The sequence below is a fragment of the Streptomyces sp. NPDC059740 genome, assembly GCF_042733155.1.
Lineage (GTDB): Bacteria > Actinomycetota > Actinomycetes > Streptomycetales > Streptomycetaceae > Streptomyces.
Genome location: NZ_JBHWGP010000001.1, coordinates 533,847 through 546,396, shown reverse-complemented (window position 1 = coordinate 546,396; position 12,550 = coordinate 533,847). Strand labels below are relative to the sequence as shown.

Below are 12,550 nucleotides of genomic sequence, written 5' to 3'. Positions count from 1 at the left end.
TCAGGAACGGCGGTCAGGAGCGGCGCATCCGCCACCCGATGAAAGCCAGCCCCAACCCGGTGAGGACGAGGCCGGCTCCCATCGGCAGCACCCGGTGCACACCGGCCGTCGACCCCGGAGCCGCGTCGGAGGCGGAACCTGCCCGGTCCTCGTCCTCGTACGGTGGCGCCGCCTGCGAGACGCCGGGGGTCTGCGGCCGCTCCGCGGTGGACGGTGAGGGCGAGAGGACACCGGTCCACCGCCCCGGCCCCGGCACCTCGAAGGCGGAGGGCGTGGCCGAGGCGCGGGCGTCCCCGGGCTGGTACGGCCGGTCCGGCTCTCCGCTGCCGGGCGCCCCGGGGGACCGACGCGTCGGCGAGGCCGAGCCGCCGGGCCGCAGACTCCCGGAGCCGTCGGCTGTTCGAGGAGCGGAGGGCGCCGTTCCGTCGGGGGAACCTGGGCTGTCACCGGCGGTGGGGCCGCCGGTCACCGGCGGTCCGGGATACGGTCCGCCCTCCTCCGGTGCATAGGCGGCGTCCGGCTCGCGCCCCGCCCGGGCTTCGCCCTCGCCCTCGTCCTCGCCGGAGTCCGCGCCGGAGTCCGCGGCGGTCCCACCGTCCCGCCCCTCGCCTCGCCGGTCGGAGCTGCCCGCGCCCGGGCCGTCGGACGTGTCGGGGCCGGTCGAGGCGCGCTCCGTGCCGCCCGAGCCGTCGCCCTGCCCGGTCTCCGTCGACTCCGCCGCCCCACGCCCGGGGCTCCGGCCGTGCGAGAGCGCTCCCCGGCCCCGGTCGTGCCGGGTGGGGCCGTGCCGGGAAGAGCCGCTAGCCCCGGGGCTGCCCGGTGAGGGGACATCGTCCTGCGCACGGTCCGGGCCGGAACCGTTCGCCTTCCCGTCGTCGGTCTTCGAGCCGTCCGTCTTCCCGCCGTCCGTCTTTGCCCCGTCCGTCTTCCCGTCGTTCCCCTTCACGCCGTTCGACTGAGCCCCGTCCGTCTTCGGGTGGCTGGTCCTCACTCGGCCGGTCTGAGGGCGGCCGGTCCGGGGGTGGCCGGTCTGGGGGCGGGTCCTCGGGCCGTCGTCCTGTGGATCGTCGGCGGCTGGGGCGGGGGGCGCGTCGGGGTTCGGGGGGGCGCTGTTCTCCGCGCCCGGCACCCCCGGCCCACCGGGCCCGTCGCCCCGGGCCTCCGTCCGTCGGGGGCGTACTCCGCGCGCTCCCGCACCGCCCGCGGAGGCCTGCTGCTTCACCGACCCGGCACCGCCCACGGAGGCCTGCTGCTTCACCGACCCAGCACCGCCCGTGGGGGTCTGCTGCTTCACCGACGGCACGGCCTTACGGATCACCGCCCCGGCAGCCAGGTCCGGGACCCTGGAGAAGGCCGGTGCAGTCCGCACCGCGCCCCGGACGGGACCGCCGGGCGCCGCCATGGCGGCCAGGGACGGCGAGAAGGAGAAGACCAGCAGACCGATGGCGACACCGCGGCGGACGCCTGGAACCACGACGCGCCCCTCCCGTGCCGAGCCGTCGACGAGTTCCCAGGTTCACACGGGGACCCACACTGGCCATCTCGGACATACCGGACACGGGGACAACAGGGCCCACTCATCCCCGGTTGGCCGCCTGGCAGGGCCCCGCCCCGGGTCCGCCACAGCTGGGGCTGCGGTCTCGGGGCGGGGTGGCTGCGGGTAGTCCGGGCTCGGGCGGTACCCCCGGGGCGGTCGCCCCCGGGGCGGTCGTGGGCCGGCAGGGGCCTCGCGGACGGCGCGGGTCGGACGGGGCCCTACCGGACGGCACGGGACGGCCCTGGCCCCGGACAGGCGGGCCTCAGGCCCCCGGGACGGTCAGCACCACCTTGCCGACGTGCTCACCGGCGTCCACCACGCGGTGGGCCTCGGCGGCTTCCGGCATGGGCAGCGTGCGGTCGACGATCGGCCGGACCTGACCGTTCGCCAGCAGCGGCCAGACGTGTTCGTGGACCGCCGCGACAATGGCCGACTTCTCCGCGAGCGGACGTCCCCGGAGCGAGGTGGCGGTCAGCGCGGCCCGCTTGCTCAGGAGCGCACCGAGGTTGACCTCGCCCTTGGCGCCCCCCTGCAAGCCGATGATGGCCAACCGCCCGTTCACCGCTAGAGCCCGGACGTTGGGCTCCAGGTACTTCGCGCCGATGATGTCGAGGATGACGTCGGCACCCCGGCCCTCGGTGGCCTCACGCACCTCCGTCACGAAATCCTGCTCGCGGTAGTTGATCAGCACGTCGGCACCCAACTCGGCGCACCGGTCCAGCTTCTCGGCGCTGCCCGCCGTCACGGCAACCCTGGCGCCCGCCGCCTTGGCGAGCTGGACGGCCATGGTGCCGATGCCGCTGGCGCCGCCGTGCACCAGCAGGGTCTCGCCGGGCCGCAGGTGCGCCACCATGAAGACGTTCGACCACACCGTGCAGGCCACCTCGGGCAGTGCCGCGGCGGTGGCCGGGTCCATGCCCTCGGGGACCGGCATGACCTGGCCCGCGGGCACGACGACGCGCTCCGCGTACCCGCCGCCCGCCAACAGGGCGCAGACCTCGTCGCCGACCGCCCAGCCCGTCACGCCCGGGCCCACAGCGGCGATCCGGCCCGCGCACTCCAGGCCCGGGTAGGGCGGCGCGCCGGCCGGCGGATCGTAGAAGCCCTGGCGTTGCAGAAGGTCAGCCCGGTTCACGGCGGACGCGGCCACGTCGATGAGGACCTCGCCCTCGGCCGGCTCGGGGTCGGGCACCTCCGCCCACACAAGGGCTTCGGGGCCGCCTGGTTCGGGAATGGTGATCGCTCGCATGGCCGCGAGGTTAACGCGATTCGCCTCACCGCGGCGGAGCGGCGCCACCGGTCCGAGGACGCACGGGGCCCACGGAGCGCCGACGGCCGACCCTCCCCACGGATCAGCGCGTCGAGCCGTCGACGGCCCCGCTCCGGCTCCGCATCGCCCCCGACGCCGCTCGGCCCACGGCCCCCGGCCGTCAGCCGTCAGCCGTCAGCCGTCAGCCGTCAGGGGCTTCCGCGGCGGACGCTGCGCCGACGTGGGCTCGGGCAGCGGTCACGTCGTTCCGCCCGCCCCCGGCACGAGCACGGCATGACCGGCCGAAGCCCAGGGAACCTCGACCAGCTCCACGTCCTGCCCCCGTTCCGCACCGCCCGGCTCGATGACCGCCAGGGCGTCCGCCACGGCGATGCCCCGCAGCATCGCCGGTCCGTCGAAACGGAGCGGAGCGGCCGTCACCTCGCCGTCCTCGGAGTCCTGGTACACCACGGGAGCCAACCGGACGTCGCGTGGGTGGCCGGGGAGGTCCTGGGTGATCGGCGCGTGGTACGGCAGGGGGGCAGGGCGACCGGCCAACGTCCGCACCAGCGGCTCGACCAGGGTGAGCAGTCCTGCCACGGCCGCCAGCGGATTGCCCGGCAACCCCACCAGGTGGCGCCCGGAGGGGAGCCGTGCCAACAGCATGGGGTGGCCCGGGCGCACCCCGACCCCGTCGACCAGCATCTCCGCGCCCAACCGCCGCAGCGTGGGACGCAGGTGGTCCACCGGACCGGCCGCCGTGCCGCCGGTGGTGACCAGCACGTCGGCGTCCGAGCAGGCCAGAGCCTCGTGCAGGGTCTCCGCGTCGTCCCCGAGGTGGCGTGGCGCCCGCACCTCAGCGCCCGCAGCCCTCAGCCACGGCTCCACCATGGGGCCCAAGGCGTCACGGATCCTGCCGTCCTGCGGGAGGCCTTCCCGCAGCAACTCGTCGCCGAGTACGAACACCTCGACGCGTGCCCGGGGGTGGACCGTCAGCTCGTCGTACCCGGCCGCGGCGGCCAGGCCCAGGACGGCGGGGGTGACCAGCGTGCCCGACCTCAGCAGCGGCTCCCCGCTCCGGCACTCCTGGCCCCGCGGCCTGACGTCCTGGCCCGGCGGCACCGCTCCGCTCGAGTACAGCCGCGCGCTGCCGTCGGAGTAGCCCTTCACCTCTCCGCGTTCGCTGCGGAGTACGGCAGTGGCACCGCCGGGGATGCGGGCGCCGGTGGCGATGGCGACGGCGTGCCCGTCCGGCAGGAACGCCTCGGCGCCGTCCCCGGCCAGGATGCCGGGCCCCGACGCCGGGATCGTCCACGAGCCGGGTCCGGCGACCGCCCAGCCGTCCATCGCCGAGGTGTCGAACGGGGGGAGGTCGCTGAGCGCACTGAGCGGCGCCGCCAGTACCCGGCCGAGCGCCGCGGCCAGCGGAAGGGTCACCTGCGGCAACGCGCGTCCCGGAGCACCGCCCGCGACCGCCCGCGCGGTCCGCCACGTGGCCGGCCCGGACCGGCGTGCGATGTTCCACGGTTCCGCGTCGTGCCCTGACCGCACGTCATCCCCCTTCCCCGAGCCGTGACCCGACCGTGAGCCATGCCCCGACCGTGAGCCGTTCTCCGGGCCCGCGCCGCTGTCCCGGCCTGAGCCGTTCTCCGGGCCCGCGCCGTTGTCCGGGCCGGAGCTGCCCTGCGGTCGCGAGCCTTTCTCCGAGCCGGAGCTGCTTTGCGGGCCTGACGCGAAGGTCTGGTGGTCGGAGGCCTGGTGGTCGGAGGCCTGGTGGTCGAATGCCTGGTGGTCGAAGACCTCCCGGCGCCCCGGGGGTGCAACCTGCCGCCTTCCGGATGGTGCCTCCGGCTCCTGCCCGTGCCGCGGCTCTTGTCCGGCGTCCGTCGGGGGCCGTAGTGCGTCGTGCGGAGCCGGTACCGCTTCCTGCACGGCCGAGCCAACCGCGGTCGCGGAAGGGGCCCCGTCGGACGTGGCGTGGGAGCCCGCCACCGTGGCATGCGTGCCGGCAGCCGCGGGAGAACCGCCGGCGACCGTGGCATGCGGGCCGGCGGCCGTAAGGGGAGACCCGCCGGCGGTGGCGGGCAGCTGCGCTGCCTGCGGACCGGGCGGTGCGACCTGTGAGGCCGGCCCGGGGGTTTCCGGCACCGCGACCGGGCCCTGCGCCCCGTGGCTGAAGCCCGCCGACGGACCCGGGGACAGGCTCGCTCCCGTGCCGGACGCCGGTGCGGGGGTACCCGGTCCGTCCGCAACCGCGCCGACATGGCGGGCCTGTCCGACCGGCCCCCCACCGTCGGCGGTGACCTGCGGTGTCGTCACGCCGTCGGCGGTGAATGGCGGTGTCGTCGTGCCGTCGGCGGTGAACGGCGGTGTCGTCGCCCGGGTCGGCCCGCCGGTTCCGCCTGACGCGGCAGTCAGATGGGGCAGAGAGACTGACGCGGTGGTCTGTGCACCGATGACCGGATGCTGCGTCGGTGCCGCCTCCTGGCCATGAGCAGCCTGTGCGTGCGGCCCCGCGCCATACGGACCCGAGCCGTGCGGGCCCGCCTCATACGGATCCGAGCCATCCAGACCCGGGCCGTACGCAGCCGCCTCATAAGAAACCGCATCGTGAGCCGGTTCGTAGGGGCTCGGAGTGGCGAACGCGTCAGGAGCCGCTGGGATCGGTGGTGGGGCCACCGGAGCAGGAGGCGGGGCCGCTGGGGAGGGAGGCGAAACCACCGGAGCGGAGGGCGACGCGGTGGCGTTCGAGGCGCAGAGGGCGCCGGGGTGCCAGGACACGTACTCGGCGAGCGGGTCGGGATCGTCCGCTGCCGGGCCACGGCTGTCCGTGCCGGTCTCGGCAGCGCGCGGGACGTCCCCGGCAACCGGCGTCGGGACGGGGGAGGAGGCGGGGCCGTTCGTCGTCCCGGGCCGGGCCGGGCCGGCCCCGGGCGCCCACCGTGCGGGGCACGGACAGGCGAATGCCCCGGAGTCAGCCGTGGGGCTGGGCTGCTCCGCGACGATTCCGGGGAGGGTGCCCCCGGAATCAGTACTCCGACGCTCTCGCGCGCTGTTGGCGAGGGCCAATGCGTCGTCGTACTCGCCGGGTTGGTTGGAAGTCATCCGGATCGACTCGCCTTCTCTCCCCCGCGGCCCCCGTGGTCCTGTCGGTCACTCTTCGCATCCAGAGCGTGTGTGGTGCTCAGTTCCCGTCTCCGTCAGCCTCCGCGGCCCATCGCCGGGCAAGCTCGGCGACACCCGCCGCCAGCTCCGGGACGTCCTTCCCTTGCTGCGCCGCCGCATAACCGACCAGGAAGGTCGTCAACGGAGCAGCCGGACGGGCCACCCCGTGCGCCGCATCCCGCGCCAGGTCGAGCAGAGCACGGGTGTCGACGTCGAGGTCGATCCCCAGTTCTGCCTTTGCTGCAGTGATCCATTCATCCAACACGTTCCCATGCTCCCTGATCCTGGTTCGTGCGGCCCTGAGGTCCTCCCAGGTGTCGCAGTCGAATGACGCCTCCCCCGTGGGGTCTGCCACCCGGTGCACCCTGAGCCCCGCCAACAGGAGCCGGAAGGGCAACCCCGCCAAGGAGGCGTGCTCCGCGTGCAGAAGCGCCAGCTCGCGACGGAGCGCCTCGGCCCGGTACACCGCGAGCAGCGGCTGGTCACGTCCTCCGGCGTCCCGCAGGAGTGCGCCTTCGCTCACCCCTGACGCGCCGGCACCCCCCGCCACGGGCAGGCCGTGTGCCGCACCGACGGCCTGTCCCGCCCCGGGGCCGTCTGCCGCCCCGACGGCGTGTCCTGTCCCGAGGCCGACTGCTGCCCGGGGCTCGGCGCTCGGACCGGCCTCGTCTGTGGCCGCGCGCAGGAGAGCTTCGACCGTCTCGGGGGTGAGGAAGGGGTGGTCGGCCGCGACCACCAGCACCCACTCGGCGTCCACGTGCCGCAGTCCTGCGTGCAACGCCGCCAAGGGCCCCGATCCCGGCGGGTCCTCCAGTGTCCGCACCACGGGACGGGGGCTGGGCCTGCGCGGTCCGACCACGACGGTCACCCCCGCGTCCGCACAGGCGGACAGGGTGCGGTCGAGCAACGTGCGCCCGCCCACCGACTGGGAGGGCTTGTCCACCCCTGAGAGGCGCCGTGCGGCACCTCCGGCCAGCACCACCGCGTCGTACGGCGGGCACCGGCCGGGCTGCCGACGGTCGTCCGGGGACACGTACTGATCTGATGCCACGTGCCGAGTATCGCCGCCCGCACCACGTGGCGGATCGACGCCCCGGTCACGTCATCGTCAAGGACCTCTCAGGCCCCGGGCATGCCGGGGCCAAAGCCCGTCACAGCGCCCGTATCAGCACCTCGGGCCGCTCCACGCAGTCGGCGACGAACCGGAGGAACCCCCCGGCGACCCCACCGTCGCACACCCGGTGATCGAAGGTCAGCGACAACTGCACCACCTTCCGCACGGCCAGCTCACCGTCGTGCACCCAGGGCTTGTCGGCTATGCGGCCGACGCCGAGCATGGCCGCCTCGGGGTGGTTGAGGATCGGGGTGGACCCGTCCACCCCGAAGACACCGTAGTTGTTGAGCGTGAAGGTGCCTCCGGTCAGTTCGGCGGGGGTCAAGGTGCCGGACCGTGCCGCCTCGGTGAGCCGGCCCAGCTCGACGCTGAGCCCCTCGACGGTACGGCGCTGTGCGTCGCGGACCACCGGGATGACCAGGCCCCGGTCGGTCTGCGCGGCGAACCCGAGGCTGACCGTGGAGAAGCGGAGGATGTCCCCCGTCTCCGGGTCGACGCTCCCGTTGAGGGCGGGGAAGCGTGCCAGAGCCGCCGTGCAGACCCGTGCCAGCAACGCCAGGACCGACACCTTGGGCCCGCCGTCGGCGTTCAGGCGGCTCCGCAGTTCCAGGAGTGCGGTGGCGTCCGCATCCGTCCAGCAGGTGGCGTCGGGGATCTCCCGGCGACTGCGGCTCACCTTCTCCGCCACCGCCGCCCGCACGCCCCGCAACGGGGTGCGCACCACACCGTCCGACCCGCTCGTGCCGTGCAGGCCCGCGCCCGCAGCCTCCGGAGGGCGGCTGCCGGCCCTCCCGAGGTGTGCGTCCGGCGCGGGGGAGTGGCCGTTGACGGTGACCACGTCCCGCCCCGGTGACGATGCCCCCGCTGCGGCCGGGGCGGCTCCCGCGCCGGCCGAGACGACCGACCCGGGGCCCTCCGTTGCCGTGGGGACGGCCCCGGCCGGCGTGGTGAGCCGGCTGCCGGCGCCCGGAGCACCGGGTGCACCCGACGGGCCCGATGCTGCCGGCAGCCCGGCCCCCGGGCCCGGGCGGGCAGAGCGGGAAGCCGCCCGGTGGATGGCCTGCTCCACGTCGGCGCGCACCACCAGTCCGTCCGGTCCGGAGCCGGACAGGTCCCGGAGGTCGATCCGGTGCTCGCGCGCCAGACGCCGTACGAGCGGTGAGATCACCGCCACCGGTCCACCCGCTTCTGGGACACCCTCGCCCTGCGGCACCCGCAGCCCGTCGCCGGCGTCGGCCGGCCCACTGCCCGCGGCTGCCCGTACGTCAGCAGAAGGCCCCGTGGTCGATGCGGCGGAGCGGGCCGCATCAGCTCCCGCGGCAGCACCGGACATGCCGGCCGCCCCGGTCACGACGGGGCGCCGCACCCTCCTGCGCCGGGCCGCCGCACCGCTGCTCGTGCCGTACCCCACGAGGACGTTGCCGGAGCCGGAGCCCGCCTCCTCGCCTTCCCCCTCGTGGCTCCGCGCCGGGACGTCCGGGTCACGTGCCGGGAGGCGCGCGTCGGCGGTGCCTGCTGGTGCAGGGCGTCCGCCGGTGCCGGTGCCGGTCCCGCCGCCGTCGCCGTCTCCGTCTCCCTCTCCAGGGGAGTGCACCGCGACGGTGAGCAGTACCGCCCCCACGGGCAGTTCCGCTCCCTCCTCCCCGAACCGTGCCGTGACCACGCCGCCGTACGGGCAGGGCACCTCGACCAGGGCCTTGGCCGTCTCCGCCTCCACCACCGGCTGGTCGACCTCGACGACATCGCCCACCTCGACCAGCCACCGCACGATGGTGGCCTCCGTCAGCCCCTCACCCAGGTCGGGGAGGGGGAACTCCCGCACCCCGGCCGTCACCGCGCACCTCCCGCCGCCGGACCGATCGTGAGCTCGGACTCCCACTGCAACCGGGCGACCGCGTCCAGCACCCTGTCGACGCCCGGCAGATGGTGGCGCTCCAGCTTCGGAGGGGGGTAGGGGATGTCGAACCCGGTGACGCGCAGGACCGGTGCCTCCAGGTGGTGGAAGCAGCGTTCCGTCACCCTTGCCACTATCTCTCCGCCCGGTCCGGCGAAGCCCGCTGCCTCGTGCACCACAACGGCACGCCCCGTCCTGCGGACCGAGGAACAGACCGTCGCGTCGTCGAAGGGTACGAGGGAGCGCAGGTCCACCACCTCCAGGTCCCACCCCTCCTCGCGGGCGGCCTCCGCCGCCTCCAGGCAGACCGGCAGTGACGGACCGTAGGTGAGGAGGGTCGCGTCGCGGCCGGCGCGCCGCACCACCGCGCGGCCGATCGGCGCCACCCGTTCCGGCTCCTCGACCGACCACTGCTCCTTGGACCAGTACAGCCGCTTGGGTTCGAGGAAGACCACCGGATCATCGGAGGCGATGGCCTGACGCAGCAGGCCGTAGGCGTCGGCGACGGTGGCCGGCGTCACCACGTGGAGGCCGGGCGTGGCCATGTAGTACGCCTCCGAGGAGTCGCTGTGGTGCTCCACTCCGCCGATGCCCCCGCCGTAGGGGATCCGCACCGTCAACGGCATCGGCACCGTGCCGCGGGTGCGGTTGCGCATCCGTGCGACGTGACTCACCAACTGCTCGAACGCCGGGTAGGCGAAGGCGTCGAACTGCATCTCCACCACGGGCCGCAACCCGTACATGGCCATGCCGACGGCAGTACCGAGGATTCCCGCCTCGGCCAGCGGTGTGTCCGTGCAGCGTTCGTCCCCGAAGCGAGCCGTCAGCCCGTCGGTGATGCGGAAGACGCCGCCGAGCGTCCCCACGTCCTCGCCCATCACATGGACGGTGTCATCGGCCGCCATGGCGTCGTGCAGCGCCCGGTTGAGCGCCTGGGCCATGGTGACCGGCGGTGCGGCGACCGTGGCCGGCGCGGTCTGGATCGCGGTCATGAACGAAACTCCCCCCTGGTTCGTGCCGTCTCCTCCTCGGCGGCCAACTCCTCCCGCAACTGGGCGGCCTGCTCGGCCAGGCGGGGCTCGGGGCCCGCGTGGACGTGTGCGAAGAGGTCCGCCGGATCGGGGCGCACCTCCTGTTGCAGGCGCTCCCTGAGGTCCGCTGCCATCGCCTCCGCAGCGGCAGTCGCCTCCTCGACGAACTCGGCGGTCAGTTCGCCCCGCTCGGCGAGTTCGGCCCTCACCAGTTCCGTCGGGTCGTGCGCCCGCCACGCGTGGACGTCCTCCTCGCTGCGGTAGCGGGAGGCGTCGTCCGCGTTGGTGTGCGCCTCGACCCGGTAGGTGAGCGCCTCCACCAGGGTCGGGCCCTCGCCTCGCCTGGCGCGGTCCACGGCCTCCCCGAGCACCGCCTCGACCGCGGGGGCGTCGTTGCCGTCCACCAGCCGCCCCGGCATGCCGTAGCCGACGGCTTTGTGCGCCAGGCTGGGGGCGGCGCTCTGCCGCTCGACGGGCACCGAGATGGCGAAGCCGTTGTTCTGCACCAGGAAGACCACCGGGGCCCGCCAGACGGCGGCGAAGTTCAGCGCCTCGTGGAAGTCGCCCTCGCTGGTTCCGCCGTCCCCCACCATGGCCAGTGCCACCACGTCGTCCCCCCGCAACCGGGCGGCGCGCGCCAGCCCCACCGCGTGCGGGAGCTGGGTGGCCAGCGGCGTGCACAGCGGAGCCACCCGGCAGGCGAGGGGGTCGAAGCCGGTGTGCCAGTCGCCGCGGAGCAGTGCCAGGGCTGCCACCGGGTCGACGCCCCGGGTGACGACGGCGAGGGTGTCCCGGTAGCTGGGGAAGAGCCAGTCCCCTTCCGCCAGGACGTTGGCGGCAGCCACCTCGCACGCCTCCTGCCCCGTCGAGGAGGGGTAGACCGCCAGGCGGCCCTGCCGGGTGAGGGCGGTGGCCTGTGCGTTGAACCGGCGCCCGCGCAGGAGCTGGGCGTACAACCCGCGGAGGCGACTGGTGGACACCTCGCCGCGACGGTCCGTACCGAGCAGCCGGAACGGCTCGGCGTCCGGCAGGAGGGGTGCGGGGTCGACGCGAGGACGCCAGCGCGGTGGGGACACCGGCCGGTGCTCGGTGTCCCGGCTGCTGCCGCCGGGCCGGTCCAGGACCGTCATGACGGGCACCTCCTCGATGCGAAGGGGAAGCACGGAGCCCGTACGGCCCGTGCCGGAGAACCGGAGAAGATCTCCCTACCGATTGTTCGGTCGCCGACGCGATTTGGCTACAGGCGGCCTGACCCTGTGGACAAACGGTTATCCACAGCCTGTGATGGCGGCAGCGTGTACACGAAGGGGAGGCGACGCGACGTGCCCGACGAACGAATGGCTCACTCGACCGGACAGTTCACCCGTACGGGTGAGGAGTTGCCGCACGCCCGCTCCGTGGAACCGTCCGAGTCCTCCGAGCCGGGCGAACGGCTCCCTCCCCGGCCCCTCGACGACATCGACCGGGCGATCCTCAGCCTCCTGGAGGCCGACGGCCGGGCGTCGATACGTTCCGTGGCCGAGCGCGTCCACGTCTCCCGCGCCAACGCCTACGCCCGGGTCAACCGGCTGCTCGACGACGGTGTCATCCGCGGTTTCGGAGCCCGCATCGACCACGAACGGGCAGGTCGGACGGCCTCCGCCTACATCACGTTGAAGATCGTGCAGAACTCCTGGCGCTCGGTGCGCGAACACCTCAGCAGGCTCCCCGGGGCGGCGCACATCGCACTGGTCAGCGGGGACTTCGACGTGCTCCTGCTGGTCCACGCCAAGGACAACCACACCCTGCGCGAACTGGTCCTCACCCGCATCCAGTCCATGCCGGGCGTCCTCAGCAGCCGGACGCTGCTGGTCTTCGAGGAGACCTCGGTCGACCAGGGGGCGGACCGGCCCGACGGGGCCGCGGGAGGCTGAGCCCGGCAGCGCGCGGGCGAGCCGGCGCGTCAGGCGCCGCAGGGCAGGTCCAGAGGACGCCGTCTAGCGGCGCAGCCCCGAGAAGGCGGTGTGCACCACGCCGTCCGCCACCTCCGCACTGCTCAGCGAGGTCCGCCGCTCCGGGCGGTACCACTCCGCGATGGAGTTGACCATGCCGAACAGCAGCCGGGTCGCGAGCCGCACGTCGACGTCGGCCCGCAGGTCCCCCTCGGCGACGGCGGACCGCAGCAGCTCCGCGACCCGGTGGTCGAACTCCCGGCGACGCTCCATCGCCCACCGCTCGGTGGCGGTGTTGCCCCGCACCCGCAACAGCAGCGTCACGTACGGCAGCTCCGCGATCAGCACCTCGACCACCCGCCGGGTGACGTGCTCCAGCCGCTCGATCGCCGGTCCCTGCGTGGCCGCCGGCTCCTCCAGGACGGCGAAGAGCCCGTCGAGTGCCCTGCTTATGGCACGCCGCAGCAGTTCCTCCTTGCCCTTCACGTGGTGGTAGATGGAGGACTTGGAGATACCGGCCGCCTGCGAGAGGTGCTCCATGGAGGTGCCGTCGTAGCCCCGTTGGTTGAACACCTCGACGGCCACCGCGAGCAGGGTGTCGGGGGTGTACGTGTCTCGCTTGGCCATGC

The 12,550-nt window shown here is 74.4% G+C and carries 9 protein-coding genes; 1 reads left to right on the top strand and 8 read right to left on the bottom strand.

Annotated features, from left to right (window positions below; all coding sequences use genetic code 11):
• Positions 1-13: 13 nt before the first annotated feature.
• From ACFV3R_RS02025 to ACFV3R_RS01995, 7 genes are all read right to left on the bottom strand, one after another.
• Positions 14-946 carry a hypothetical protein gene (locus tag ACFV3R_RS02025; protein WP_385573684.1) on the bottom strand — a complete coding sequence of 311 codons (933 nt, stop codon included), beginning with the start codon at positions 944-946 and terminating at the stop codon, positions 14-16.
• Between the two features lie 853 nt (positions 947-1,799).
• Positions 1,800-2,786, bottom strand: coding sequence for an NAD(P)H-quinone oxidoreductase (locus ACFV3R_RS02020; RefSeq protein WP_385573680.1), 987 nt, complete (start codon positions 2,784-2,786; stop codon positions 1,800-1,802).
• A 258-nt stretch (positions 2,787-3,044) separates the two neighbouring features.
• Positions 3,045-4,718 carry a molybdopterin molybdotransferase MoeA gene (locus ACFV3R_RS02015; protein ID WP_385573676.1) on the bottom strand — a complete coding sequence of 558 codons (1,674 nt, stop codon included), beginning with the start codon at positions 4,716-4,718 and terminating at the stop codon, positions 3,045-3,047.
• A 1,252-nt stretch (positions 4,719-5,970) separates the two neighbouring features.
• Positions 5,971-7,002: an NTP transferase domain-containing protein gene (locus ACFV3R_RS02010; RefSeq protein ID WP_385573673.1), complete on the bottom strand. Its 1,032-nt coding sequence runs from the start codon at positions 7,000-7,002 to the stop codon at positions 5,971-5,973.
• A 100-nt stretch (positions 7,003-7,102) separates the two neighbouring features.
• A complete protein-coding gene (locus ACFV3R_RS02005; protein ID WP_385573670.1) occupies positions 7,103-8,899 on the bottom strand; it encodes a dihydrolipoamide acetyltransferase family protein in 1,797 nt (598 codons plus the stop codon).
• Complete coding sequence (locus tag ACFV3R_RS02000) at positions 8,896-9,951, bottom strand: alpha-ketoacid dehydrogenase subunit beta (protein ID WP_385573667.1); 1,056 nt, start codon at positions 9,949-9,951, stop codon at positions 8,896-8,898. Before ACFV3R_RS02000 ends, ACFV3R_RS02005 begins: the two co-directional genes overlap by 4 nt.
• A complete protein-coding gene (locus ACFV3R_RS01995) occupies positions 9,948-11,120 on the bottom strand; it encodes a thiamine pyrophosphate-dependent enzyme (RefSeq protein ID WP_385573664.1) in 1,173 nt (390 codons plus the stop codon). The genes ACFV3R_RS02000 and ACFV3R_RS01995 overlap by 4 nt, the downstream gene beginning before the upstream one ends.
• A gap of 192 nt (positions 11,121-11,312) precedes the next feature.
• Between ACFV3R_RS01995 and ACFV3R_RS01990 the strand changes: the two genes are divergently transcribed.
• Positions 11,313-11,903 (top strand): Lrp/AsnC family transcriptional regulator, encoded by a 591-nt coding sequence (locus tag ACFV3R_RS01990; RefSeq protein WP_385573661.1) that lies wholly within the window; start codon positions 11,313-11,315, stop codon positions 11,901-11,903.
• A 63-nt stretch (positions 11,904-11,966) separates the two neighbouring features.
• Here ACFV3R_RS01990 and ACFV3R_RS01985 read toward each other — a convergent pair whose 3' ends face one another.
• Positions 11,967-12,548 carry a TetR/AcrR family transcriptional regulator gene (locus tag ACFV3R_RS01985; protein ID WP_385573658.1) on the bottom strand — a complete coding sequence of 194 codons (582 nt, stop codon included), beginning with the start codon at positions 12,546-12,548 and terminating at the stop codon, positions 11,967-11,969.
• Between the last annotated feature and the right edge of the window lie 2 nt (positions 12,549-12,550).